The 26,054-nt window shown below is 66.2% G+C and carries 17 protein-coding genes and 1 tRNA gene; 7 read left to right on the forward strand and 11 right to left on the reverse strand.

From position 1 onward, the window contains the following. On the forward strand, positions 1-3,846 hold the full coding sequence (locus tag PCK14_RS15255; RefSeq protein WP_269939365.1) for a discoidin domain-containing protein: 3,846 nt from the start codon (positions 1-3) through the stop codon (positions 3,844-3,846). Between the two features lie 390 nt (positions 3,847-4,236). Here PCK14_RS15255 and PCK14_RS15260 read toward each other — a convergent pair whose 3' ends face one another. Further along, positions 4,237-9,072 carry a DUF7402 domain-containing protein gene (locus tag PCK14_RS15260; protein ID WP_269939366.1) on the reverse strand — a complete coding sequence of 1,612 codons (4,836 nt, stop codon included), beginning with the start codon at positions 9,070-9,072 and terminating at the stop codon, positions 4,237-4,239. 292 nt (positions 9,073-9,364) lie between these two features. Here PCK14_RS15260 and PCK14_RS15265 point away from each other — a divergent pair, with 292 nt between their 5' ends. Then, positions 9,365-10,051: an HAD-IA family hydrolase gene (locus PCK14_RS15265; protein WP_269939367.1), complete on the forward strand. Its 687-nt coding sequence runs from the start codon at positions 9,365-9,367 to the stop codon at positions 10,049-10,051. Between the two features lie 169 nt (positions 10,052-10,220). On the opposite strand, the gene PCK14_RS15270 is transcribed toward PCK14_RS15265, so the two are convergent. From PCK14_RS15270 to PCK14_RS15310, 9 genes are all read right to left on the reverse strand, one after another. Beyond that, a tRNA-Pro gene (locus PCK14_RS15270) sits at positions 10,221-10,294 on the reverse strand. 147 nt (positions 10,295-10,441) lie between these two features. Further along, positions 10,442-11,998 (reverse strand): ribosome biogenesis GTPase Der, encoded by a 1,557-nt coding sequence (der, locus tag PCK14_RS15275; RefSeq protein WP_269939368.1) that lies wholly within the window; start codon positions 11,996-11,998, stop codon positions 10,442-10,444. Further along, complete coding sequence (locus PCK14_RS15280; protein WP_269939369.1) at positions 11,995-12,717, reverse strand: lysophospholipid acyltransferase family protein; 723 nt, start codon at positions 12,715-12,717, stop codon at positions 11,995-11,997. Before PCK14_RS15280 ends, der begins: the two co-directional genes overlap by 4 nt. Continuing rightward, a complete protein-coding gene (gene cmk / locus PCK14_RS15285; RefSeq protein WP_269939370.1) occupies positions 12,714-13,448 on the reverse strand; it encodes a (d)CMP kinase in 735 nt (244 codons plus the stop codon). The genes PCK14_RS15280 and cmk overlap by 4 nt, the downstream gene beginning before the upstream one ends. Further along, positions 13,445-14,548 (reverse strand): prephenate dehydrogenase, encoded by a 1,104-nt coding sequence (locus PCK14_RS15290; RefSeq protein WP_269939371.1) that lies wholly within the window; start codon positions 14,546-14,548, stop codon positions 13,445-13,447. Before PCK14_RS15290 ends, cmk begins: the two co-directional genes overlap by 4 nt. A gap of 9 nt (positions 14,549-14,557) precedes the next feature. Further along, the gene (locus PCK14_RS15295; protein WP_269939372.1) at positions 14,558-15,619 is read right to left on the reverse strand and encodes a pseudouridine synthase; all 1,062 of its coding nucleotides are present in this window, start codon (positions 15,617-15,619) and stop codon (positions 14,558-14,560) included. 39 nt (positions 15,620-15,658) lie between these two features. Beyond that, on the reverse strand, positions 15,659-16,261 hold the full coding sequence (gene scpB / locus PCK14_RS15300) for an SMC-Scp complex subunit ScpB (RefSeq protein WP_269939373.1): 603 nt from the start codon (positions 16,259-16,261) through the stop codon (positions 15,659-15,661). Beyond that, positions 16,258-17,151: a segregation and condensation protein A gene (locus tag PCK14_RS15305; protein WP_269939416.1), complete on the reverse strand. Its 894-nt coding sequence runs from the start codon at positions 17,149-17,151 to the stop codon at positions 16,258-16,260. The genes scpB and PCK14_RS15305 overlap by 4 nt, the downstream gene beginning before the upstream one ends. Positions 17,152-17,179: 28 nt before the next feature. Next, on the reverse strand, positions 17,180-18,061 hold the full coding sequence (locus PCK14_RS15310; RefSeq protein ID WP_269939374.1) for a ParA family protein: 882 nt from the start codon (positions 18,059-18,061) through the stop codon (positions 17,180-17,182). A 159-nt stretch (positions 18,062-18,220) separates the two neighbouring features. Here PCK14_RS15310 and PCK14_RS15315 point away from each other — a divergent pair, with 159 nt between their 5' ends. Then, entirely contained in the window at positions 18,221-18,973 is a 753-nt protein-coding gene (locus PCK14_RS15315) for an ABC transporter ATP-binding protein (RefSeq protein ID WP_269939375.1), read from the forward strand. A gap of 5 nt (positions 18,974-18,978) precedes the next feature. Next, complete coding sequence (locus PCK14_RS15320; protein ID WP_269939376.1) at positions 18,979-20,625, forward strand: DUF6297 family protein; 1,647 nt, start codon at positions 18,979-18,981, stop codon at positions 20,623-20,625. Between the two features lie 115 nt (positions 20,626-20,740). On the opposite strand, the gene PCK14_RS15325 is transcribed toward PCK14_RS15320, so the two are convergent. After that, entirely contained in the window at positions 20,741-22,132 is a 1,392-nt protein-coding gene (locus PCK14_RS15325) for a cation:dicarboxylate symporter family transporter (protein WP_269939377.1), read from the reverse strand. A 128-nt stretch (positions 22,133-22,260) separates the two neighbouring features. Here PCK14_RS15325 and PCK14_RS15330 point away from each other — a divergent pair, with 128 nt between their 5' ends. From PCK14_RS15330 to PCK14_RS15340, 3 genes are all read left to right on the forward strand, one after another. Continuing rightward, entirely contained in the window at positions 22,261-23,898 is a 1,638-nt protein-coding gene (locus PCK14_RS15330; RefSeq protein WP_269939378.1) for a sensor histidine kinase, read from the forward strand. Further along, the gene (locus PCK14_RS15335) at positions 23,895-24,596 is read left to right on the forward strand and encodes a response regulator (protein WP_269939379.1); all 702 of its coding nucleotides are present in this window, start codon (positions 23,895-23,897) and stop codon (positions 24,594-24,596) included. The genes PCK14_RS15330 and PCK14_RS15335 overlap by 4 nt, the downstream gene beginning before the upstream one ends. A gap of 122 nt (positions 24,597-24,718) precedes the next feature. After that, entirely contained in the window at positions 24,719-26,002 is a 1,284-nt protein-coding gene (locus PCK14_RS15340; RefSeq protein WP_269939380.1) for a dicarboxylate/amino acid:cation symporter, read from the forward strand. The last annotated feature ends 52 nt before the right edge of the window (positions 26,003-26,054 follow it).

Raw genomic sequence — 26,054 nt, forward strand, 5'->3', positions numbered from 1 at the left:
ATGTCAGCAAGTCCACCGCGCGCCCTGCGGCGTGTTGCCCTGACCGGGGCTGCAGCGCTCATCGCCGCGGGCCTGGCCCTGCCGGGTGCTGCGCAAGCGCAGCAAGTCCCCGGCAACGCCCCCTTCATCAACTCGTGGCTGGTCTCCGGCCCCTACGACACGGCCGTGGCCGACGGGATTTACGGCTGCACTGTGCCCACGGTCAGCAACCTCGCCAGGTCCGCAACAGCGACGGCCTCCTCTGCGCTGGCGCCCAATCCGGCGGCACAGCTCAATGACGGCGACGTCCGCAAGCAGTGGGTGGCCGAGGGCGACACGGCCCCCTGGGCCAAGTTGACGTGGGCATCGCCCATCTCCCTGAACGAGGTCCGGATCGCGCAATGGGGCGACGGCCGCCATGTGAACGGCGCCTACCAGCTCACGTTCACGCTCGCCGACGGCTCGAGTGTCGAGTCGCCGCGGGTGGCCAGCACGTCCGGCTCCCCCACCTCACCCACGATTTACACCCATCCCTCGACGCTGCAGGGCGTCGTGTCGGTGACGGTGGCCGTTGACCCGGGCCTGGTCCCCTACCCCTCCATCACGGGCCTGTCCGAGATCGAGGTCTATGAACGGTCGCAGCCGGCAGAGGGCAAGGAACCGATCACCCCTGCCCTCGGCGGACAGCTCACCCCCGGCGCCACGGACGGCAAGTGGGAGTACTTCGATGACCGCGTGTACAACCGCAACTACGACGACTACCAGGACCTGTACGGCTACTTTTCGGTCAAAAAGGGCGAAGACACCCGCAACAAGTACGTCTACGCCCACAGCTACGTGTACAGCCCCGAGGCCCGGAAGGCATTTGTCAACGTCGGCGCCAGCGGTTCATACCGCCTCTACGTCAACGACCGCTGCATGACGGCACCGAGCACCCCCGCCGAGGTCCAGAAAGACCAGACGCGGCAGGAAGTTGAGCTCAAGGCAGGCTGGAACAAGGTCCTGCTCCAGATCCAGCACACGTACACCGAGGACCTGAACGCCAATGGCGTCCCGGCCGCCAAGGACCAGAATGTGGCCTACCTCGGGTTCTATGGCCGCATCAGTGATGCCAACGGCAACCGCATTGACGGGATTCAAAGCTCCGTCGAGGGCCCCGGCAAGGCGCTGTCGATCGACACCCAGGCGCTGAAGAATCAAGGTGGCGGGGAGGATTCACTGCCGTCCGGAACACTACCGACCGGTTACCTCGAGTGGCCGTATGTATGGAACGGCTCGGTCACCAACAACCGCTACGGCGTCTCGGCCTCGGCCTTCCAGTTCATCGCCAGCGGCGGCCAGCCCGGTTACACCTGGAAGCTGGTGGACGGCGCACTCCCCGACGGGCTGGAGCTGACCCCGGACGGCCGGATCGCCGACGGGTTCGTTAACGGCAAGCCCGACCTCGCCAGCGGCAAGGGCATCATCAGCGCCTCTGCACGCATTGGCGACTACAAGTTCACCCTGGCCGTCACGGATGCCTCGGGCGCAACAGTGAACAAGGAGTTCACGCTCACCGTCAAGGACCGGCCCAACCGTGACTTTGAGGAGGGGCGCGTCAGTGCCTTGACGCACGCAACACCCATCTACAACTACTTTGTGGACCCGAACTACTCGGTGGACCAGTGGGCCCAGCGGGCCCAGAAGCAGGGCCACTCACTCGTTGCCCTCGAGGCCCTGCAGCAGAACTACCACTGGCCGTCAAAGTTTGCCGATCCTGCGCATGACCGCAACCAGTACATGCCCAAGGATGCCAACGGCAAGGTGGTGGACGGACTCAAGCCGTTCGCCGACGCCGTGCGCCGCTACGGCATGGACCTGGGAATCTACTACGCCACCGAGGGCGGCGGGCTCCAGCACTACTCAACGGATGTTTTCGTGCAGAACGTGGAGGACCTGCTGGAGCGCTACAACCCCAGCTACCTCTACTTTGACGGCCCGCAGGCCATGCCCGGGGCGAACTACGACGTGATGTACAGCGCCGTGCGCAACCACGGCAACGACGTCGTCATTGATTCAAATGCCTGGGGCGAGGAATTCGGCGATCCAGACATCCGCACCGATGAGGCCTCGGGCATGTTCTCCAATGCAGGCGCCAACCACCTGGCCAAGCGCACACCGGTGGAGCCCTGGAAGATGATCCGCACCCAGAACCAGCAGTCACCGTACTACGGCCAGCGCGACGATTTCCGGATGGTGGCCCAGGAGACCATCATGAACGCCGGGCGCGGCTACGTCGACAACAACGACCAGACGGTGATCGACAGCCGCGGACCGAACTGGCACTCCCCCACGGAGATGGCAACCCGCTACCCCAAGGGTGTCCAGGAATTCATCGATGTGCGCGAAGCCATGGTCGACTGGTGGCAGCCGGCGGCGGGCATCAACCTGCATGAATCGATCACCGGCACGACCCCCCGCTTCCTGCCCGGATACGGCTACGAAGACGACGGGCAGGGCAACTACGACAAATTCGCCCACCCGAACGCGGCCACCGGCCCGCAGTGGGGCTACGCAACAAGCCGCGACAACAACATCTACCTTCACATCGTGAAGGGCCCCGACGGCAAGAAGGGCTTCGACGCCATCACGGGCAATTCCCTGGACGTCGGCGGCATTGCACACAAGGTCAAGTCCGTCACGCTGCTCAACACGAACAAGCCGGTCAAGTCCTTCAAGCAAGACGGCGCATCGCTGGCCATTGACCTGTCCGGCATCGCCGCAGACCCGATCGACACCATCATCAAGATCGAAACCGACGACAAGGCACGCAAGTACCAGCTGACGAACCTGACAGTCGATGCGCAGCCGCTGGATGAGGGCAAGCTGGCGCTGAGTGCCGGCGGATACATGAAGTACCCCTCGCTGGCCACCTCGGTGGAGAAGGTCAAGTTCAAGTCCTCCAGCAACAAGGTCGCCAAGGTCCGCAAGGACGGCGTGGTGGAGCCCGGCGCGGACGGCACGGCAACGGTCGCCATCACGGCCGAGTCCGGCGGTGTCAAGAAGGCCACAGAGGTCAAGGTCTCGGTCCTCAACGGTGTTGCCTTCATCGGCGAGGACCTGACCGGGGCCGTGCTGCGCCTCGACGGCAAGGAGGCGTTCGGGACATTTGGCAACGGCGCGGCAGCTTCCTATGCACTCGACGGGCGCTCGGTGAACGGCCAGTCCGTCCGCCTGGATGCAGCCGACATTACGTGGCACACCGGCACAGTCGCTTTGTCGGGCGGCACCAAGACGGCACCCATTGCCATCACCGAGGTGGACACGTTCACCATTGCCGACGGCAAGGTCACCATGCCCCACGTCTCGTCAACAACGCGCGGCGTTGTCTGGGCCGAGGTCAAGCTGGGCGGAAAGTCCGTCACCAGCAACCGGGTGTTCTTCGACATGCTGCCCACAGGCAACCTCGCCGCAACAGCGAAGGCCACGGCCAGCGACAACTCCCCCTCAGCGGCCAAGCTGGTCGACGGGATCGGCATCGATGCTGCCAACCTCGCCGGTTCCGGCTGGTCGGCACCGGGCGAGAAGGCCTCCTGGGTCCAGTTTGAGCTCGGCAAGACTGCTGTCCTGTCCGGCGTCGAGCTGAAGTTCAATGTGGCCAACCACCGCTACGTCAATGCTCCGAAGAAGATCAACCTCCAGACCAGCGCCGACGGTGCCACCTGGGTTGATGCGGGGACCGTGAACGGCCCTGGCGGCCAGTCCTACTTCGGCACCATCAACAGCTACCCGCTGGCGGGCTCGGCCAAGTATGTCCGGGTTTCCTTCCCGGAGGGTTCGCAGGGATCCACCCTGGACCTGCTCGAGGTCGCTATCAACGGCAAGTAGAAATGAGGCGCCGCACCCCTTCTGGGTGCGGCGCCTCATTGCTTGTGCGGGGTCCCGGTTCAGCCGAGGCCGGGTTGCCGGTCACGGGACGTAGAGGCGCATCCGCGGCTGCCATGGCTGCCCATGCGTGGTCGTGCATCTGGGGCAGCGGGTGTGCCGACACGCGGTAGCCGTTGAGCCACTGCCACGAAGTCCTCCGGTGCAGCCTTGCGCAACTCTTCACGCAGCGCATGCAACTTCGGCGTTGGCACGCCCGAAGCAGTGACCTTGGATAAATTAACAGTGATCCCGTGGGCACAGAAACGCCCGGCGCCGCCTTGGGGGCAGCACCGGGCGCTTGAGCCTGTCACTTGCGTCCCGGGCGCGGGGATCCGCGCCACGGGACTGGAACTACGGCCGCTTGACGGTCACCACCGCCTTGGCCTTGACCGGGGTGCCGGCAATGGTGCCCTCGACGGCGAACCATCCGGCCGCGGCGACGTCGGCTGCCGGGATTGGTGCCCAGCTGACCGGGACGGCTTCGGTGCTGCCGTCGGTGAACACCGCATTGACCTGTGCCGGCAGCGCCGGCAGGGCACCGACAACCGTGTCCGCCACCGTGGTGATGGCGTCGGCGACGGCCCGTTCAGTTTGCGGGCCGAAGACCTGGAATTCGGCCAGGCCGGATTCGGATCCGATCGCCACATTGTCAAAGGGCATGTTCGGGTCAATGGTGAACTTCAGCCACGAGGTGGTGACTGGGGCATCGAGCTGCACGATGTTGTCCGGCTGGCCATCCCATTTCATGCCGGTGACCATCTTGGACCCGCCTTCCCACTCGAGCAGGCCTTCACCGGCGCGGTCCACCGCGGCGCCGCGCTCCACCAGGTTGATCCGGTCAATCTGCACGGGATTGGGGAAGCGGAGGGTAATGGTGGGTGTCGCGTCGGACTTCTTTGCCGCCCAGGACGTCGACTTGTTCCCATCGAGGGCCTTGGCTCCCACATAGCGTGAGTCCGCATCGTTTCCGTCCGGGTTGCCGTTGCGGTCACGCACGGATGACACGCTCACTTCGGCCAGTCCGGCGAGGTTGTCGCCGCTGGCTTGCAGGGTTGCGGTGTTGGTGCTGACAACCACGCCGTCCAGGGTCACGGTGGCCACAACGCTTGAGCTGAACGTTCCCGCAATGGGCTCCTTCAGGACGATGACGTTGCTGCCGGGCACTTGCTGGAGCCGGTTGTCGCTGAAGGAATAGGTTACCTCCGCGCCTGCCACGTTGGCCGGCTCACCTGTGTTCAAGACCCCTTCCAGGGTGGCAACCACAGGGGATCCGACGCGGATGTTCGCTTTGTCCAGCTTCAGTGTTGCGGAGGTCAGGTACGTGGGCAGCGTGATGCGCAGGTCCTGGTCCACGTCCACGTACAGTTCCCCAGCGGCGCGGTAGCCATTGCGGCTGGCAGCCACGGCAATCTTGGCCCGCCCCGGCGCAACAGCGGTGGCAGTCCCCCGCGCGTCGACCGTGGCAACGGCCGGGTTCGCACTGGAGTAGGCCAGCTCACCCTTCTTCAGGTCAACGGGCTGGTCCATGAAGGACTTGCCCTGGCTCTTGATCTTCGCGGTCCGGCGGTCCTTGGCCACATCCGCCTCAAGGGCGATGCTTCCCAGCGCCGTCATGTCACGCAGGGAGTGGACCTGCACTTCCAGGACGTCGACGGGGCTGCCGTCCTGGCCTCCCCCGGGGAAGGACACCCGGACATACCGGGCCTGCACGGTGGTGTGGTTCGGATCCACGGGGTAGTTGTAGTAGAGCCCTTCCTGTTCCCAGCCATACAGCGTGGTGTCACTCTTGGGCACTGCCTTGGTGTTGCGCTGGGTGGGAAGCCCGCCGCCGGAGAGCTCCGAGGTTTCCGTTCCCGTTGTCCAGCTCTCACCGTCCTTGCTGTACTCAATCTTCAGCTGCTTCGGCACGTTGTAGTACGTGACATTGTCCCGGTTGGGCATGTGGTGGTTGAAGAAGACATTCACGCGACTGAGGTCCTGGACTGACTTCAGGTCGTAGCTCAGGCTGCCGGCCTCCCCTGCGGGAACCACCCACTTGTCTGCATTGCCGCCTGCGGCATCATTGATCGTGCCATTCGAAAGGCTCTTCGCATGGTCGGTGTCCGTGGAAACCTCAGGAACAATTCCGGCCGCCGCGTTGCTGTCCGGCTTGATGGTGACAAAGTTGCGGGTCGAGGTGAAGGCCTTGCCGTCGATGGTGACATCGGCCCAGTAGCTGTACATGGTGGGCTTGGTGACGCTGCCGGTGACTTCCAGGACCCCGTCCTTGACGTCGAAGGGCACCTTGTCGGCTGTGACCTCGCTGATGTCAACCTTGCCGGAGGGGATGTCGCGGCGTCCATTGACTGTCGCAAAGTGGTACTTCACGTCGCCCGCATTCGGGATGTCGACCTGGCCGCCCTTCTCGGTGTACGCCTGGAAGGCAACGGGCACCTGCTGGCGGACCTGCAGCTCCTTCCAGAACTGCGCTCCGCCGGTTGTCATCTCGACGCCGGTGAGCGGAAGGTTTGGTGAGATGACGCCGTCGCGGACGATCACCGGGTAGGTGTCTGTCTTCACCTGCGCCGCATTCACGCCGTCCTTGTAAGTTGCGGTGACGGTGATTGTCGCTGTGCCGTCACCCTTGGCCTTGATTTTTCCGCTCGCCCCGCTGGGCGAAGCGACCGACTTGTTGTCGCTGCTGTACGTCAACTTTGCCGGTGCCAGGACGTTGGTGAGGCCGTTCAGGTAGCTTTCGGCACGGAGCTGCAGGGTGCCTGCATCCTTTTGGCTGCTGAAGGCCTTGACGCCGCTCAGCTTGTAGTCGCGCACAGGGTTGTCCGTGGTGACCTTCAAGATGGTGTCGATCGGATCGGCGCTGACCGTGGAGCTGTCAATGGTGGCATAGTACTTCTCCCCCACCCTCTTGGAGGTGAAGTCCAATGATTTGCCTTCGTTGAGCCATTCGACCTTCGTGACGGGGTGGCTGAACGGTCCAATTTCGCTCAATTGTTCCTGGCCGGCCAACCCGGACTTGGCCGTTCCCTTGATGTAGTTCTCGATCAGGTGCAGGTAGACGTACTGGTCGCGGGCCATGGCGTAGCCCCAGTCGGGCCCCTGCCCGAACGCAATCGCCTTCTGGGGGTCCTCGAACCATCCCGGCTTGAGGTCGTAGTCGAGCGTGTAGGGCGTGGTGCCATAGAGGGACTCGCGCAGGTCCGGTCCACCGGAGTTGTCCATCCAGGTGATGATTGACTTGCGCATGTCCGAGAGCTGCTGGGAGGAGATGGGCACCATGGAGAAGATGTTCTCGTTGTCCAGGTTGGAACTGAGGTTGTCCATGCCGCGGCTGACGGTGATCGAGGAGTCATAATTCATGACGTATCCGTGGCCGTATTGGTTGATCATCTCCTTGGTGGCCTGGGTCCAGTCATCACGCTCGTTGCCCTTGGCGTACTGAGTCCAGACGTCCAGGGCCGTGGTGTAGGGATCGTTCCACTCTTCGTGGGCGGTCTTGCGGCCCTGTTTGAGGATGCCGTTGACCCAGCCGCCCTCGTTGTAAGGTTCGGCGTGCCAGAAGGGCCGCTCGTGCAAGGTGATGTCCTGGTCACCAGTCTGGGCATTGGGGTTTGCATCGATCAGGACCCGGTCATTGAAGTTACGGGCCGAGCTCCAGGCCACGTCAACGTTGGAGTATGACTCGGGGCCGCCGTCGGCAAACACGTACCAGGGATCGTACTTTGCCACCAGGCCTTGGATGTCGCTTTCAAGGATTTCACGGCCTTCGTACAGCGAGGAGAGGTAGACGCCGAATTTCAGGCCTTGGCGTTCGGCCGCTTCCTTTGCCTGCTGGACCCGGTCGCGCACATGCCAGCTGCCGTCGCCGGCCTGCTGCAGGGCGTTGTACTTGAACAGCTTGTTGCCGTTGTTCGGTGTCAGGTTGGCGTTCGGGGAGGGCCAGAAATACACGGTGTTTTGGACGGTCTCGGTGGAGAGCATGGTCATGCCCATCTCTTTTGCCGTCTGGGCCCACTCGTCATAGTTGTAGTTCGGGTCATAGAGGTTGGGCATGGTGCCGGTGGTGTGCGACAGTGCGGACATTTTCCCGTCGATGAACCAGTCCACGGGGTTCTTCTTGGCCGTGATGGTGAACTGCTTGCTCGCGGTGCCGCCATCGGCGTCGGTGACCTTGACTGTGAAGGCGTAGTCCTTGGCCCCGCTCCCGTGGGCCCCGTCCTTGACCGTGCCCTCGATGCGGCCATCGGCTGCAAGGGCCAGGCCCGGAGGAAGGTCCCCGCCGGCAAGGCTCCAGCTGTAGCCGGGCGCTCCGCCCGCGGCCTGGAAGGTGAATGCCGAGGCCTGGGGCGCGATTGAGGAGGTGTTTGCCTTGCCGTCAAGGGTGGCCTTCATGGCGACATAGGGGTTCTCGTCGTAGGCGTACGGCAGGACGTTGGCCGGGAACTCGTTGGCAGGCACGTTGGCGTTGCGCGCCTCGAAGGCTTGCTTGTCGACGTCGAGCCCGCCTGTTGCGATGGACAGCCCGCCGGTGCCGCCCGCCACGGAATAGCTCAGATTGGGCACCTCGTTGCCGGCGGTGTCGGAGATCCGTGAATAAAAGCCCAGGAAATTCTTGTTGGCCCCGGGGTCCTTGTGCTGGATCTCGAGGACCAACTTGTTCCAGCCGGCCTTCAGCGAGACCGGGTAGCGCGTCCCGGACTTGCTCACCCGGTTCGCTATGGCCGTTTGGGCGCCCACGCGCGCATCATTGGCGTAAACCCGGTAGACACCTGACCCGCCAAGCTGCCACTGCACGTCCTTGGCGGTAGGGCTGAAGACGTACGTGGCCGCCAGGACCCATTTGTCGTCGGTGGGCTGGCCCTGCTTGACGTCGAAGTAGCCCATCAGGTCGTTGTAGTCGTCGTAGTTGCGGTTGAATATCCGGTCGTCGAAATACTGCCAACTGGATTCTTCGGCGCTGCCGGGTGCCGCCAGTTTGGCGCCAAGCACGGGTGTCACGGCACCGGCGTTGCCCTCGGCCACGGGCGCCGTGAACGGGCCCGAGACCAGCCACTGGTTTTGGTAGGGCGCGGTGCCGCCTGTCTGCATGGCTTGTGCCGGCGGCGTCGCCAGCACTGCGCCGGAGGCCAGCAGGGCCGTGGTCATGGCCACGGCTGCCGTTCTGTGCGCTGCAATGCGCAATCTCTTCATCATTGCGTCCTTAGCTCTTCGTTGAGTTGGCGGCGTTAGGCCGCCGGAGAACGGTATGCATCGAAACTAATGCATCGCGTCGAAAGGAAGTAGATCAGATCAATTTCAGGCGAACAAGGGTTGACTTCAGCCATTTAATCGGCATGACGGGACAATTTCCGAACAACTAGCCGATTGGACAGGTCAATCGTGGAGTATTAGTCACATTCTTCGATACGCTTCGGCCGGCCGGCGGCCCTCCTGCAGCGCCAGCCGGGCGTGCAACTTCGTATGCCGCCGTTAGGGTGGTGCCATGGCCACCGACAAATCCACCCACGTGACATCCCCTGGCGTGCGCCAGTTCATCGTCGACGCGCTGCTGTTCGACCTGGACGGCACGCTCATCGACTCCACCCCCGCCACGGAGCGGGCCTGGCGCACGTGGGGCCTGCGCATGGGGCTGGAGAATTTCAGCTACGGCGCACACGGCATCCCGGCCCAGGCCCTCGTGGAACAGGTGGTGGAACCGGCCCGTTGGGCCGAGGCGTTTGAGTTGATCAAGGAGCTCGAAACCTCCGACACCGCAGGCGTGGTGTGCAAGGACGGCGCCAAGGCGCTGCTGGAGGGGCTGCCGCCGGGATCCTGGACCATCGTCACCTCCTGCACGCAGGGCCTTGCACAGGCCCGCCTGGGGACCGCCCGGCTAGCGCAGCCTCCCCACATGGTCACGGCGGACCAGGTTTCGAAGGGCAAGCCCCACCCCGAGCCGTTCCTCCTGGGCGCCAGCCGGCTTGGTGTGGACATTGGCAGCTGCCTGGTGCTGGAAGACGCCCCGGCGGGGCTGGCCGCGGGGCGCGCCGCCGGGGCTGTGACACTGGCCGTGGCGGGAACCAGCGAGGCCTCGGAGCTGGAAGCCGATTTCCTGGTGCACAGCCTGGCGCAAGTGCGCGTGGACGTGGCCGGCGACGGGCGCCTGCGCGTCACACTGTCCGGCGGCTGAGCCGCCCCAGGCCGGGGTTCCCGCTCCGCATCCGGGAAATGACACCGGTCCCCCAAACTGATCCCGGAATCCCGGGATCGAAAGGCGGGATCGGCGTCAGAAAGTGCCGGGGCAACAAAAAACCGCCCAAACCCCGGGTGTTCCCAGTGTTTGAGCGGTTTTTGTTCGGTCGGGCTGACAGGATTTGAACCTGCGACCCCTTGACCCCCAGTCAAGTGCGCTACCAAGCTGCGCTACAGCCCGAAAGTTCATTCCCTCGGAGATTATCTCCACCGGCTGAACCAACGGAAAAAGCTTACCCCATATTTTGGGGCGCTTTGACCAATCCTGCTGTGATGGCCATCTCATTTCCCGGCCGGAGTGGAATCCGGCCGGGAAATGGGGGCTTTGCTACTTCTTTCGGCTGCGCTTTTCGCGCACGCGCATGCTGACCTCGATGGGCGTGCCCTCGAAGCCGAACGTTTCGCGCAGGCGGCGCGTGATGAAGCGGCGGTAGCCGGGATCCAGGAACCCGGTGGTGAACAGCACGAACTTCGGCGGCCGGCTGGAGGCCTGCGTGCCGAAGAGGATGCGGGGCTGCTTGCCGCCGCGGACCGGGTGGGGGTGCTCGGCAACCAGCTCGCCCAGGAACGCGTTCAGGCGGCCCGTGGGAATGCGGCGGTCCCAGTTTTCCAGCGCCAGGTCCAGGGCGGGCACCAGCTTGTCCTTGTGCCAGCCGGTCTTGGCCGACATGTTCACGCGCGGGGCCCAGGCCACGTGGGCCAGGTCCTGCTCAATTTCCCGTTCCAGGTACTTGCGGCGCTCGTCGTCCAGCAGGTCCCACTTGTTGAAGGCGAGCACCAGGGCGCGGCCGGACTCGATGGCCAGCTGCAGGATGCGCACGTCCTGCTCGCTGAGGACCTCGTCCACGGCCAGCAGCACCAGGGCCACCTCGGCCTTTTCCAGGGCACCCTGGGTGCGCAGGGAGGCGTAGAAGTCGGCGCCCTGGGCCATGTGCTGGCGGCGGCGGATGCCTGCGGTGTCGACGAAGCGCCAGGTGCGGTCGCCCAGTTCGATGAGCTCATCGACGGGGTCGCGGGTGGTGCCGGCCACGTTGTCAACCACAACGCGCTCGGAGCCCACCAGCTTGTTCAGCAGTGAGGACTTGCCAACGTTGGGGCGCCCGATCAGGGCGATGCGGCGCGGGCCGCCCGTGCGCTCGACGCCGGCGACGGCGGAGAACTCGGGCAGGACGTCCATGACGCGGTCCAGCATGTCGGCAACGCCGCGGCCATGCACGGCCGAAACCGGGTGGGGCTCGCCCAGGCCCAGGCCCCACAGCGATGCTGCGTCGGCTTCCTGCACCAGGTCATCAACCTTGTTGCCCACCAGGATGACGGGCTTCTTGGACTTGCGCAGCATGCGCACAATGGCCTCGTCGGAGGCGGTGATGCCAACAATGGCGTCCACCACCAGCAGCACGGCGTCGGCCATTTCCACGGCGATTTCGGCCTGTTCGGCCACGCGCAGATCGAGGCCGCGGGCGTCGCGTTCCCAGCCGCCGGTGTCAACGAGCGTGAAGTTGCGCCCGTTCCATTCGGCGGAGTACTGGACGCGGTCGCGGGTCACGCCGGGGGTGTCCTCCACAACGGCCTCGCGGCGGCCCAGGATGCGGTTGACCAGCGTGGACTTGCCAACGTTGGGACGTCCCACAATGGCCAGCACGGGGTCCTGGCGCAGCGAGTCCGCGCTGGTGCCGTCGTCGAACTCGCCGGAGAGCAGGGCTGCATCCTCGGCGTCGAGCTCGTAGTTGGCCAGGCCGGCGAGGAGGCTGGCTGCGCGGGCATCGGCGTCCTCATCGGAGATCGCCGCTAGCCGCTCAGCAATCTGGTCAGTGCCTGTGGGCTCGTAGTCCTGGTGGCCAAGCTCACCAGCACCTGCGGGTTTTGCTGACGTGGAGTCGCTCATTGTTGCTGTCCTTTTTGCTGTGAAGATGGGTGGTCGTGCACGGGCAGTTGCTGCCCGGTTGCGGATTGTGCCGCGGAAATGTGCGCCGCCAGCCGCAGGCGGATGTGTTCTGTTGCCCTGTCCATTGAAACACGGCCGGAAACTCCCGGCTCACGCCCAATTTGCAGCGGCTCCCCAAACACCACGTGCAGCCTGCGGCGCGGGGCCGGAATGGTGTCCCGGTGTTCGCCGTTGCGTCGGGTGCCCAGGATGGCCACGGGAACGACGGCGGCACCCGAGTTCAGTGCCAGCCACGCCACCCCGCTGTTCATGGTTGAGGCATCGCCTGTCCCCCGGGTTCCTTCGGGCAGGATGCCGATGCAGTCGCCGCGGTCCAGGACTTCCCTGGCGTAGGCGAGGGCTGCCCGGTCGCCGCTTCGGTTGACCGGAATTTGCCCCGAGGCGTGCAGCACCCAGCCAAGGAATCCCTTGAACATGTCGTGGCGGACCATGACGTGCATGTACCGGCTGCTGGCGCCAACCATGACGGGCCCGTCAAGGTAGCTCAGGTGGTTTGCCGCGAACACCACGGGACCGGTGGCCGGGATGTTTTCGCGCCCTAAAACCTTTGTGCTGTACACAATATGGTCCAGGACCCGGCCCAGTGGCCGGCTCCAACGGGTCTTCCAGCGGGGCGGGGCCGCCGTCAGCACGCGCAGCGGCTTGTTGCCTCCGCTCATGCAGCCGGGCCCGCGTTGACGGCCTGGCGCACCACGGCGATGACGGCGTCAACGGTCTGCTCAAAGTCGAGGTCCGAGGAATCCACCGTGTACACGCCGTCGGCGGCACGGTGGAAGTCAACCACTGTGGAGTCCTTGGCGTCGCGGGCCAGGACCTGCTCCACCAGCTGCTCGGCGCTCTGGGTGCCGCCGAGCTGCAGGCCGCGGCGTCGCAGCCGGGCCTCCTCGCTGGCAGTCAGGATCAGGCGTGCCTCGGCGTCGGGGGCCACCACTGTGGTGATGTCCCGGCCCTCGACCACGATGCGGCGGTGGTGCTCGGCGATCAAGGCACGCTGGCGGCGCACCAGTTCGGCGCGGGCGCCCAGGTTCGTGGCCACGGCGCTGACGGCTGCGGAGATCTTGGGTTCACGGATCGCGTCGGTGACGTTGATGCCGTTGACGCGGAACAGCTCCACGTCCGGGCTCATGGTCTGCTCCATGGTGATGGTGCGTGCGGCGGCCTCCACGGCTGCCGCGTTCTCCAGGTTGATGCGGCCGTTCAGGCAGTGCCAGGCCACGCTGCGGTACATGGCGCCAGTGTCAAGGAAAGCCAGGCCCAGGCGCTTGGCCACGGCCTTGCTGACACTGGACTTGCCCGAGCCGGAGGGCCCGTCAACGGCCACCACGAGCGGCTTGCCCTGGCGCAGCGTCTGCTCCGGGGAGTGTTCCTGCGTTGCTTCCGTGTTGCTCATTGAAGTACCTTCCAACCGCGTTGCGTCAATTCATCCACCAGTGCCACCCTGCGCGAGGGCAACACGGAAAGTTCCACCATGCCCACCTGCAGCCCGGCCGAGTGGTCCAGGCGCAGGTCCTCGACGTTCACGCCGATCTCGCCGATCTCGGTGAGCAGCCTGGCAATCTGGCCCGGCTTGTCGTCCACCAGGACGGTGAGCCAGGAGTACTGCTGGGCGGGGCCGCCGTGCTTGCCGGGGATCCGGCTCTGGCCCGCGTTGCCCTCAGCCATGAGCTGGGCCAGGTCCAGGCGCGCGCCCGGCGCCGTGGGGGCGCTGAGCGTGTTGATGAGCCTGTCCAGGTCGGCACGCACGCCCTGCATGATCTCCAGCAGCTTGGGCGCGTTGGCACCCAGGATCTGCACCCAGAGTGAGGGGTCGCTGGCGGCAATGCGTGTCACGTCGCGCAGCCCGTTGCCCGCCAGTGACAGTGCGTGCGACGGGGTCTCCTGCAGCCTGCTGGCCACGAGGGAGGACATGACCTGCGGCAGGTGCGAGACCAGGGCCACGGCGCCGTCGTGCTCCTCGGGGGTGAAGCGGAACACCACCGCATCCAGGTCAATCGCGAGCGAGTGCGCCACCTTGACGGCGTGCGGCGTGCTCGCATCCGAGGCGCACAGCACCCACGGCATGGAGTTGAACAGCTCGCCGCGGGCGGCCACGGGGCCGGAGCGTTCGCGGCCGGCCATGGGGTGTGTGCCCACGTAGCGGGAAAGTTCCGCCCCGCCGAGGGAATCCATCGCAGCAAGTTCGTCCAGGATGGCGCCCTTGACGCTGGCAATGTCCACCACGACGGCGGACGGGTGCGCCTTGAGCGCGCCGGCCACCACGGCCGCCGTGACATCCGGCGGTGCCGCCACGACCACCAGCTGGGGATCGAGTTTTTCGGCAGCGTCAAAGGGGCGCCCGGCGCCAATGTCCACGGCCACGGCCTGGGCCGACGGCGAGGGGTCGCTCAGGACAACGTCAAGGCCGCGGGCACGCAGCCCCAAACCAATGCTGGCCCCCAGCAGACCGGTGCCGAGGACCAGCACCGGTCCGCTCAAGTGCGAAGGATTCATGGATGCGTCCTACATCCCCACGTCTGCAAGCAGGTAGCCCACCTCGTGGCGGCCCAGCACGCGGACGCTGCCCTGGCGCTGGTCGCCCAGGGAGATGGGGCCGAACTTGACGCGCACCAGGCGCTCCACGGGGTAGCCGACGGCGTCGAACATGCGGCGCACAATGCGGTTCTTGCCGGAGTGCAGCACAACCTCGGCCAGGACGTGGCCGGGGGTCGAGTCGACCAGGCGGAAGGAGTCAACCTTCTGCCAGCCGTCCTCGAGCTCCACGCCGTCCTTGAGCTGGGCGCCGACGCCGTGTGCCATCGGGCCGCGGACCTGCACCAGGTAGGTCTTCGGGATGCCGTACTTGGGGTGGCTGAGGCGGTTGGCCAGCTCGCCGTCGTTGGTCAGCAGCAGCAGGCCCTCGGTGTTGGTGTCCAGGCGGCCCACGTGGAAGAGGCGCTCACGGGTCTGCTTCTTCTTCAGGAAGTCGCTGATGCACGGGCGGCCCTCGGGGTCATCCATGGTGGAGACAACGCCGCGGGGCTTGTTGAAGACCATGTAGACCATGGAGTCGTTGGTCTGGATGGTCATGCCGTCCACGGCAATTTCAACGGTTTCGGGGTCAACGCGCAGGCCCAGCTGGTTGACGGTCACGCCGTCGACCTGGACGCGGCCTTCAAGGATCATGTCCTCGCACAGGCGGCGCGATGCCACACCGGCCATGGCCATGACCTTTTGCAGGCGCACGCCCTCGGCATTGTGGATGTCAATGTCATCGGTGGTGCGCTCGGGGCGGCGGTTCTGCTCGGTGGGGCGGTTCTTGCTGGAGCTTACGGTGCGGCCGTACTGCTCGTTGTTGTACGGGCGGGCACCGCTCTGGCTGGGCTTGCGGGCGCCGGGCTTGGAGCCGCCGGCCTTCGGGGCACCGAACTTGGAGCCGCCGGCCTTGGGCGCACCGGACTTGAAGCCGCCCGACTTCGGGGCACCGGACTTGAAGCCGCCGGCCTTGGGCGCGCCGGAGCGGGGCTTGCCGCCACGGGGCTGGTTGTTGCCGGAAGAGCTTCCGGAGCGGGGTGACGGAGTCATGAGGTTCAATCCTTAAAATACTTGAATGTGTGGGTCGTGCTAAAAGTGTGGTTCGTCAAAATCCTGGAGGTTTTCCAGGCCGGGCAGGTGAGGTGCAATTTGCGGCAGCTCGTCCACGCTCCCCATCCCCAGCCTTTCCAGAAAGTACGCCGTGGTCCGGTACAGGAATGCCCCGGACACCGGATCGGTGCCCACTTCCTCAATCAGCCCGCGCTGCACCAGCGTCCTCACCACAGAATCCACGTTGACGCCTCGAATGGCGGAAACGCGGGCCCTGGACACGGGTTGGCGGTAGGCAATCACCGCCAATGTCTCCAAGGCTGCCTGCGTGAGACGGGCTGTCTGGCCGTCCACAACAAACTGTGACACGATATCGGCGTACGCAGCGCGTGAATAAACACGCCATCCCCCGGCAAGTTGCCGTAGTTCAAAGCCGCGCACGGGTACAGTGCCACCTTTTCCAGTATAACCGTCGTACTCCCGCGCCAGTTCGTGCAATAGCTCACGCACCGCGTTTGTGGGCAAGCCCACCACGGACGCCAGGGCCTCCTCGGACACGGGCTCGTCCACCACCATGAGGACCGCCTCCAGTGCGGCCCGCACGTGGGCGCGAGATTCCTGCGTTGCCTGCTCTTCGCTCATGGCAGTTCCTCCCCGTCGCTGTCGTCGTCAAAGTCACTGCCGCTGCCGGCGGCGATGGATGGCCCGGCGCTCCAGCGCACCAGCAGTTCACCGAGCGGGTTGGGCTGGTCAAAGGCCACCAGCTGGTCGCGGAACAGTTCCAGCAGCGCCAGGAAGCGGGCAATGACCACCACGGACGATTCCGCGTCGGCGCTGAGCTGGGCAAAGGACAGGGGGGCGCCCTCCCAGCCGGCGGGGGCGTCGGCGTCCTCGGGCATCCCTTCGGTCAGCATGGCCACCAGGATCGCGGACTGTTCCCGTACGCTGACGGGCTGAACGTGCAGGTGGGCCAGCCCGACTTCCCTGCTGCGGGCTTCCTTGGGTTCCATGGCCTTGGCCGCCAGTTCTGCGAACTGTTGGGGCGTGTGGCGCCAGACAAGCTCCGGCAGAAGGGCCGCAAAGTGGGGTTCCAGGCCGGCCTGGCGGGGGAAGCGCCGCGCTTCGCGGTCCAGTTCGGCACCCATGAGGGAGGCCACTTCCTTGAATGCCTTGTATTGCAGGAGCCGGGCGAACAGGAGGTCCCGTGCCTCCAAAAGTGCCAGGTCGTCGTCGTTCTCCACCTCGCCGGCTGGCAGCAGCCGGGCGGCCTTCAGGTCAAGGAGGGTGGCGGCGAGGACCAGGAACTCGCTGGCCTCGTCGAGCGCCCACTCCTGGCCCAGGTCCTGCAGTGCCTTCAGGTAGCTGATGAACTCGTCCGTGACAGTGGCCAGCGCAACATCGGTGATGTCCATCTCATGCTTGGAAATCAGCCCCAACAGCAGGTCAAAGGGGCCGGTGAAATTCTCCAGCCGCACCTCAAAGCGCCTGGCGCCGTGGTTCTCGCCGCCCTCCCGGGCGGGCCCTGCCGCGATCCCCGCGGCCTCCGATGGTGAATTCAAGTTAGGGGGAACCGCCGCGGGCGATCAGTTCCTTGGCCAGCCGGCGGTAGGACTCGGCGCCCTGGTGGTTGGCGGCGTAGGAGGTGATGGGTTCGGCGGCCACGGAGGCGTCGGCGAACTTGATGGTGCGCTTGATGACTGTTTCGAAGACCTTGTCGCCGAAGGCCTCCACGAGGCGGGCCAGGACTTCACGGGCGTGGAGGGTCCGCGCGTCGTACATGGTGGCGAGCACGCCGTCCACCTGCAGGCCCGGGTTCAGGCGGTCCTGCACCTTGTCAATGGTCTCCACGAGCAGTGCCACGGCGCGCAGGGCGAAGAACTCGCAGATGAGCGGGATGATGACGCCGTGGGCGGCAGTCAGGGCGTTGACGGTCAGCAGTCCCAGGGAGGGCTGGCAGTCGATCAGGACCACGTCGTAGTCGTCCTCGACCTTGCGCAGCGCGCTGGCCAGGACTTGCTCGCGGGCAACTTCATTGACCAGCTGGACCTCGGCGGCGGAGAGGTCGATGTTGGCCGGCAGCAGGTCAATGTTTTCCACGTCGGTGTGGATGATGGCGTCGCGGATGTCAACCTTGCGGTCCATCAGGACGTTGTAGACGGTCATGTCGAGTTCGTGGGGGTTGGTGCCCAGGCCGGCCGAGAGTGCGCCCTGCGGGTCGAAGTCGACCATGAGGACCCTGCGGCCGGACTCTGCCAGTGCCGCACCGAGGTTGATGGTGGAGGTGGTCTTTCCCACGCCGCCCTTTTGGTTCACCATGGCGATGATGCGTGCGGGGCCATGGGAGCTAAGGACGGGGGGCTCCGGGAATTCGGTCAGGGGCCGGCCGGTGGGGCCCAATACATCCTCGCCGGCGAATGCCGTTGCACCCTGCTCGTTGCTCACCTGTCAGTCCACACTTTCGCTGCTTAATTGTTTCTCACCACTGCCATCTCCTAGGTTACCGGGTGGCGGGGGCATGTTTTGGACATTTGGCGCCCATCACCTTTTGAGCCTTGACCCTCAACTTGAGGCTGAACGTTACCGCGCGCCTATACTTCGAAGGTGAACAGCAAAGCAGGCGGCGCCCAGAACAACGTTCCCCCAGAAAGCCCGCAGTCCCCCCGGCGGGACGTGGTGCGGGCCGAAAAACTGCAGGCCGGCTATGCCGGAAAGGCAGTGTGCGGCGTGGTCAGCTTCAGCCTCCACGCGGCCCAGGCCCTGGCCCTGGTGGGCCCCAACGGCGCAGGCAAGTCGACAGTGGTGAAAACCGTTGTGGGTCAGCTCGAGGCCGTCTCCGGAACCACGCTGGTCAATGGTGCCGAGGTTGACGACAGGACGCTGGACTTCCGCCGCGAGGTTGCCGTGGTGTTCGACGACGACGCGTTCTTCCCGGCCCTGACGGTGGAGGAACACCTGGCGATTGTCTCCGCCGGGCATGGCGTGGAAGACGTGGAGGCGGTCATTGCCGCCGAGCTGGAGTTCTTTGGCCTGGCCGCCCTGGCCAAGTCCCGTCCCTACAACCTGTCCTCGGGGCAGCGCCGGCGCATGCTGCTGGCCGCCGCGTTTGTGCGCCCGCGGTCGCTGCTGGTGCTCGACGAGCCCGAGCAGCGCCTGGACACGGCCATGCGGCACAAGCTGGCGGACCGGCTGCGCGCCGAGGTGGACGCCGGGCTGGCCCTGCTGGTTGTCACGCACGACCCCGACTTCCTGGCCGCCGTGGCCACCAAGGCCCTGTTCATTGCCGACACCATCCACACCATGACTCCCCGGCAGGCGGCCGCGGCCATCGCCTCCGAGAACCCGCACGCGGACTAGCCGCCATGGCAGCCATGCAGACGAGCGAGCGCTTCAGCGCCAGGGAAATCCGCCAATACACGTTCCGGGCCGGGCTCAGCCGCACCCAGGGCGGGCTCATGGAACTCATCTCGGAGGTGTACACCTCCATCCTGGGCGGGCTGACCCTGCTCACCATGGCGGGTGCCCTCATCGTGGCCCTGCGCCACAACCTGGGCGTTGGCGACGAATCCGCCCTCCTGGCCTCCGCCGTCGCCCCCGGATTCCATTCCGTGACGCTGCTGCAGGCCAGTGCCACCGTGCTGCTGACCCTGGCCGCCGCGCTGCTCAGCGTGGAAATGACCATGGGGCCGGTGGCCATGACACTGCCGCAGACTGCCTGGTGGCTTGGCCTGCCCGTGCGGCGCCGCGGCTTCATCCAGCCCGGCTTCCTCAAGTCCCTGCTGTGGCCCACCATTGCGGCCGTGGTGGTGGTCCTGCCCATGGCGTTGGGCATGGCCAGCTCTCCGACGCCGGGCCGCCTGGCCCTTTCGGTGCTGTGCGGTGCCGGGCTGGCCTGGCTGCTGTACGGCATTGCCGCCTGGTGCCAGGTGACCGGCTCCGGTGCGTGGCTGCGCAAGGCCATGGGCGCCATCACCCTGTTGGCGCCGCTGACGCTGGTGGCCACGGCCCTCTACAACAACGGTGCCGGGGCTGCAGCCATCACGGGCCACCAGACGGCGTGGATGGAATACCTCCCCACCAGCTGGCCCCTCCTGGTGGCCGACGGCGCCACCTGGCCGCTGCTCATCGTGGCCCTTGCGCTGGGGTTGCTGGTGCTGGTCAACGCCAACCTGGAGCGGATTTCGACGGCGGCGCTGAAGAAGGCGGCCGCGGCGGGCGCCTACGCGGCCAGTTCGCTGCTGTCCATGGATGCCACCGAGCTGTCCCGCTCACTGGGCGGAGGCACGGCCACGGGCAGCACCAAGGTGAGGCTCAAGCTGGCATTCAAGGGCGGGACGGACTTGGCCCGCAGCGTCAAGACCCTGGCGGCAACGCATGCCACCATGGCGCTGCGCTCCCCCGCCGTGCTGCTGCGCGTCCTGGTGCTGGCCGCGATACCGGCCTCACTGGCGTCCGTGGAGTTTTTGGGCAACGCCGTGCTGATCGCCGTGGCCCTGTACCTGTGCGCCCACTTTGCCGCGACGGCGCTGGGCGCCACTGCACGCTTTTCGGCGGGAAATCCCGCCGTTGACATGCTCATGCCGTTGCCGGCCAAGACCGTGCGGCAGGTGCACTTCCTGGTTCCCGGCGTGCTCATGACGGTCTGGATGCCCCTGTGCTTCGGGCTGCTGCTGGCCCTGGGCGTGGGGTCCCCGGCACTGCTGACGCTGGCCTTCCTGGCCGGGCCCGGCCTGGGTGCGGCCACGCTGCGTGCGGCATTCCGCCCGGCCCCTGACTGGAACATGCCGGCCGTGGCCTCCCCCACCGGCCCCATTCCCACAGGTGCCATCCGCTCGTTCCTGATTGGCCCGGACCTGACGCTCATTGTGCTGCTGCCCGTGCTAATCTGCCTCATTTCCGGCGGCGTCCCGCTCGTGGCGTTCCCCGCCCAACTGACGCTCACGTGGCTGGCGTTCCTGTGGGGCACCCACATCCGCAAGCCAAAACCTGCCGTGCAACCGGCCAAGTAGGACCCACGCCCGGGTGCCCCACGCGTCGAGTCTGACGGAGAAGTGCCGAGGGAGACGTTGCGCAACGTCTCCCACTGCCCTGTCCCGCAGAATCGACGAACAGGGGCCGGGAGAACTAGACCGCGACGGGCACGCGCACCGGATCCTGCGCCCCGGTTCCCCCGTTTTCCGCCCCGGCTCCCCCGTTGTCGGCGCCGTTGGAGTCCGAGCCGTGGCCGTCGTCGTCAACTGACAACTCATCGAAGGGGTCGCGGCCGGCCAGGACCTCGCGGGCCTTGTCAACGTCCAGCTCCCGCGTCCACTTGCCGATCAGCAGCGTGGCCACGGCGTTGCCCGTGAAGTTGGTCAGCGCGCGGCACTCGGACATGAACTTGTCGATGCCCACAATGACACCCATGCCATCCAGCAGCACCGGCTTGTGGGCGGCGAGCCCTGCGGCCAGCGTGGCCAGGCCGGCACCCGTGACCCCGGCGGCGCCCTTGGAGGCGATCACCATGAAGACCAGCAGGCCGATCTGCTCGCCGAGGTTCATGGGCAGGCCCATGGCGGTGGAGATGAACAGGGCGCTCATGGTCAGGTAGATGGCCGTGCCGTCCAGGTTGAAGGAGTAGCCGGTGGGGACCGTGATGCCAACAACCGGCTTGGACACGCCGGCGTGTTCCATCTTGGCCATGAGTCGCGGCAGCGCCGATTCGGAGGAGGAGGTGGCGAAGATCAGCAGGTATTCGCGGCCCAGGTAGCGCATCAGGGTGAAGATGTTCAGGCCGGTGACCAGGCGCAGCAGGGAGCCGAGTATGACCACGATGAACAGGGCGCAGGTTAGGTAGAACGCACCCATGAGGATGGCCATGGAGCCAATCGCGGCCCAGCCCGTGGCGCCAACCACTGCGGCAATGGCGCCAAAGGCACCGATCGGGGCCAGCCACATGATCATGGTCATGAGCTTGAACACCACTTTTTGGATGTGCTTGACGGCGTTCAGGACCGGTTCGCCTGACTTGCCCAGGGACTGCACTGCGAAACCGACCATGAGGGCCAGCACCAGGGTGGGCAGCACGGGGATGTCGCCCGGGATCATTTCCATCAGGAACTTCACCGTGGAGTTCTCCTCGGCGCCGCCGCCGGCCTTGTACGGCTGCAGGTGCAGGCCGGCCCCGGGGTGGATGATGTTGCCCACCACCAGGCCGATTCCCAGCGCCACGGTGGACATGGTCATGAAGTACAGCAGCGCCAGGCCGCCCACCTTGCCCACCGTCGCCGCCTTGGCAATGGAGCCCACGCCAATCACCAGTGTGCAGAAGATGATGGGCGCAATGACCATCTTGATGAGCGAGATGAACATGGTGCCCAGCGGCTTGAGCGCCTTGCCCAGTTCGGGGGCCAGCAGGCCGATCGCCGCGCCGAGAACCACCGCCGCGATGACTGCAATGTAAAGCCAATGGGTCTTGTCCATCCGGCGCCGCGGCGGCGTTGCCGTGGCGGCTGTCCCTCGTCCTTGAGAGCTCATGGTGACTCCTTGTGTCGCTGGTGATTAGCATTGGTGGGTGTGGCGTGCGATCCGCCTCACACAAGACTGTCCCGGAAAGTGACACACCTCACTGTTGTGTTCATATTGGTCGCACGAAAGGGTTCACAATGGTGTGGCGGCGATGGAGCATTGCCAGCAGGCTGTTTGCTGCAAATCTGCTCTTTGTTCTTGTTTTGACGGCCGGCCTGGCCGCCGCCATGGTGGCCGACGCCGGCTCCCGCACCCACGAGCAGACCAGCCAGCGCATGCTTTCGGTGGCCACGGCGCTGGCCGATTCCCCGTTCGTGGCGGCAGCGGCCGCGGCCCCCGACCCGTCGGCGGTTCTCCAGCCTTATGCGCAGGAGGTCATGCGCGACGCCCACGTTGACTTCATCACCATCATGGATCCGCGGGGCATCCGCTGGACCCACCCCAACCCGGCGGAAATCGGCAAGCCCTATGTGGGCTCCATTGCCCAGGCCCAGGCGGGAAACACGTATTTTGAGACCACGGCCGGCACGCTGGGCCCCTCAGTGCGCGTCATTGTGCCCATCAAGGACGCGGCCGGCACGGTCACCGGAATGGTGGCCGCCGGCGTGACTGTCAGCAACGTCCAGGTCCTCGTGGCGGCCCGGATCCCGGCGGTGCTTGGCCTTGCCACGGCGCTGCTGCTCGCCGGGTCCCTGGCCGCCTGGGCCCTGGGCCGGTACCTCAAGCGCGTGACATTTGGCTGGGGCCCGGCGGAACTGGGCCAGCTGTTCGCCTACTACGAGTCGGTGCTGCATTCCGTGCGCGAGGGACTCGTGCTGCTGGACACCCACGGCTCCATGGTCCTCTACAACGACCACGCCGCCCTGCTGCTGGGCATCGATCCGCCGCCGTCGAATTCCCCGGGGCCCCGGGGCCAGGCAAGCGGCACGCGCCTGGACGCGCTGGGTCTGCCCGATTCGCTGCGCGAGCTGCTGGCGAGCGGGCGCACGGCCACTGACGAGGTGCACCTGGCCGGTGACAGGCTGCTGGTCGTCAGCCAACGTCCCGCCCGCGCCCCGGGAGCCAACTCCCCCGCCGGGACGGTGGCCACCCTGCGCGACCACACCGAACTGACCGGGCTGGCCGGGCGCCTGAACAGCACCGAGACACTTGTTGAGGCGCTCCGCGCGCAAACCCACGAGCACGCCAACCGGCTCCACGCCATCATCTCCCTGATCGAGCTGGACCGGCCGCGGGAGGCGCTGGACTTTGCCGCCGCCGAGCACGCCCAGAACGTGCAGTTGGGCGGGGAGTTCGTCGGCGCCCTGGACGAGCCCTTCCTGGCGGCCCTGCTGCTGGGCAAGCGCGCCCAGGCCGATGAACGCGGGGTGGAACTGGAACTCACCGCCGCCGGCACACTGCCGCCGGACATGCTCGACGCCCGCGAGCTCGTGACCCTCCTGGGCAACCTGGTGGACAACGCCATCGAGGCCGCGGCGGCGCATGGCCCGCACCCAACGGTCTGGGTGGACCTGCTGGTGGCCGACGGTTCCCTGACCATCACGGTGGCCGACAACGGCCCGGGCCTGCCCACCACCGACCTCGATGTGCTGGGCAGGATTGGCACCACGGGCAAGACCTCTGTTGCCCCGGGCGGGCGCGGCTACGGCATGGCCCTGATCCGGCGCGCCGCGGCCGCCCTGGGCGGCAGCGTCTCCGGCGAGAACGACGGCGGCGCCGTCATGACCGCCGTCGTGCCGCTCACCCGCGGGGCAGCCGAGGGAGGCACGCCATGACGGGAACAACGCCCATCAGGGTCCTTGTGGTGGACGACGAGCCCATCGCCCTGGCCGCCCACGCGGACTACGTCCGGCGAATGGACGGCTTCGAGGTGGCGGCGGAGGCGAACGGCATGGGGGCGGCGCTTGCCGCGCTGCACGACCCGGCAGTCCCCGCCATCCAGCTGGTCCTGCTGGACATGAACCTGACCGACGGGCACGGGCTGGACCTGCTGCGCCGCATCCACGGCCTGGGGCTGGTGCCGGACGTAGTGGCCATCACGGCCGTGCGGGAGGTGCACGTGGTGCGCTCCGCCATTGCGCTGGGCATCACCGCCTACTTGGTCAAGCCCTTCACCTTTGCCGCCTTCCGGGAAAAACTGGAGAGCTACCGCAAGTACCACGACGCCCTCACCGACCGGGCCCCCGCATCGCAGGAGGCAATCGACCGGGCCCTGTCGCAACTGCGGCCCTCCGGGAAGATCCTGCTGCCCAAGGGCATGCTGCCGGAAACCCTGCGCGCCGTGGCCGGCTGGCTCCGGGAACAGGAGGGGCCGGCGTCGGCCACCGAGGCCGCCGCGGGCCTGTCCATGTCCCGGGTCACGGCCCGCCGCTACCTGGACCACCTGGTGGAAAACGGCTCGGCGGCCAAGGCGCCGCGGCACGGTTCACCGGGGCGCCCCGAGCTGGAGTACAGCTGGTCCCGGCCCCGGTGAGGGCAGCCGGCGGATTTCGGGGAACGGCCGGCAGCCCCTACTATGGCTGGGGCGTGTCGTGCGCCACAGGTGTGCCCCTGCCCACAGGCCGGGCCGCCCCCGCCACAACCTGAGGACTTGCATTGAAGCTCTTGAAATCGATCCCCCTGCTCGGCTGGATTGTCATAGCCATCGTTTTGGGCATCCTGGCCGGCCCGCTGATGCCCGCCTGGCTCGGCGGGGTGTTCCTGACGTACAACTCCATCTTCTCGGGGTTCCTCGGTTTTGTTGTGCCGCTGATCATCCTGGGCCTGGTTGCCCCCGCCATTGCGGAGCTGGGCAAGGGTGCCGGCAAGTGGCTTGGAATCACCGCAGCCATCGCGTACGGTTCCACCATCATCGCCGGGCTGCTGGCGTACTTCGTGAGCCGTTGGCTGTTCACCCCGGTGCTTGCAGGCGGAGGCCTCGATGCACTGGGTGAGGAATCCGGCTCTGGCTTCACCCCGTTCCTGACAGTCGTGGGCAAGGCCGGCGGCTCCGCAACGGAGATTGTGCTGCCGCCGGTCATCGACGTCATGAGCGCCCTGGTGCTGGCCTTCGTGATCGGCATCGGCCTGACCTCGTTCCACAGCAAGGTCCTGTTCCGCGGCGTTGTTGAGTTCCGCACCATCATCGAGGCCGTGATCCGGCGCATCATCGTGCCCGCACTGCCGCTGTTCATCTTCGGCATCTTCATGGACCTGTCCGCCAGCGGCGCAGCCGTCACGGTCGTGACGAAGTTCCTGCTCGTGGCCCTGGTGTCCTTTGCCCTGACCTTCGTGGTGCTCATCCTGCAGTACTCCATTGCGGGTGCAATGAACGGGACCAACCCGTTCAAGGCCCTGTGGAACATGCGCGATGCCTACTTCACGGCACTGGGCACCTCGTCCTCGGCCGCCACGATTCCCGTGACCTTGGCCTCGACGAAGAAAAACGGCGTGAGTGACTCCGTGGCAGGTTTCGTGGTGCCGTTGTGCGCCACGATCCACCTGTCCGGTTCGATGGTCAAAATCACCTGCTTCTCCATCGCCGTGCTGCTGCTCACCGGCGGCGACGTCACCTTCGGCGCCTACATGCCCTTCATCCTGATGCTCGGCGTCATGATGATCGCGGCCCCCGGCGTGCCCGGCGGCGCAATTGCAGCGGCAGCCGGCCTGCTGGCCCAGATGCTTGGTTTCGGCGAGGTCGAGGTGGGGCTCATGTTTGCGGCCTACATTGCCCTAGACAGCTTCGGCACGGCCACCAACGTGACAGGCGACGGCGCGATCGCGATGGTCCTGAACAAGCTCACCCGCGGCCGGCTCGGCGCCCAGGCCCAGGATCCTGCCGACGAGGTAGTGGACCCGGCTGAAGGCAGCGAGGCCGAGGAGCACGCCCTGGCCAAGTAGCACGCCGCTCAACAGGGCCCGCCCAAAAAAGCAAGGCGCCCGCCATCCCACA

Origin of the sequence: Arthrobacter sp. HY1533, from assembly GCF_027568515.1 — a bacterium.
Taxonomy (GTDB): Bacteria; Actinomycetota; Actinomycetes; order Actinomycetales; family Micrococcaceae; genus Specibacter.

Bases quoted from the DNA above. Each gene is read 5' to 3' on its own strand.
- PCK14_RS15255 (WP_269939365.1), top strand. From the start codon at position 1: ATGTCAGCAAGTCCACCGCGCGCCCTGCGGCGTGTTGCCCTGACCGGG.
- PCK14_RS15260 (WP_269939366.1), bottom strand. From the start codon at position 9,072: ATGAAGAGATTGCGCATTGCAGCGCACAGAACGGCAGCCGTGGCCATG.
- PCK14_RS15265 (WP_269939367.1), top strand. From the start codon at position 9,365: ATGGCCACCGACAAATCCACCCACGTGACATCCCCTGGCGTGCGCCAG.
- der (WP_269939368.1), bottom strand. From the start codon at position 11,998: ATGAGCGACTCCACGTCAGCAAAACCCGCAGGTGCTGGTGAGCTTGGC.
- PCK14_RS15280 (WP_269939369.1), bottom strand. From the start codon at position 12,717: ATGAGCGGAGGCAACAAGCCGCTGCGCGTGCTGACGGCGGCCCCGCCC.
- cmk (WP_269939370.1), bottom strand. From the start codon at position 13,448: ATGAGCAACACGGAAGCAACGCAGGAACACTCCCCGGAGCAGACGCTG.
- PCK14_RS15290 (WP_269939371.1), bottom strand. From the start codon at position 14,548: ATGAATCCTTCGCACTTGAGCGGACCGGTGCTGGTCCTCGGCACCGGT.
- PCK14_RS15295 (WP_269939372.1), bottom strand. From the start codon at position 15,619: ATGACTCCGTCACCCCGCTCCGGAAGCTCTTCCGGCAACAACCAGCCC.
- scpB (WP_269939373.1), bottom strand. From the start codon at position 16,261: ATGAGCGAAGAGCAGGCAACGCAGGAATCTCGCGCCCACGTGCGGGCC.
- PCK14_RS15320 (WP_269939376.1), top strand. From the start codon at position 18,979: ATGGCAGCCATGCAGACGAGCGAGCGCTTCAGCGCCAGGGAAATCCGC.
- PCK14_RS15325 (WP_269939377.1), bottom strand. From the start codon at position 22,132: ATGAGCTCTCAAGGACGAGGGACAGCCGCCACGGCAACGCCGCCGCGG.
- PCK14_RS15330 (WP_269939378.1), top strand. From the start codon at position 22,261: ATGGTGTGGCGGCGATGGAGCATTGCCAGCAGGCTGTTTGCTGCAAAT.
- PCK14_RS15335 (WP_269939379.1), top strand. From the start codon at position 23,895: ATGACGGGAACAACGCCCATCAGGGTCCTTGTGGTGGACGACGAGCCC.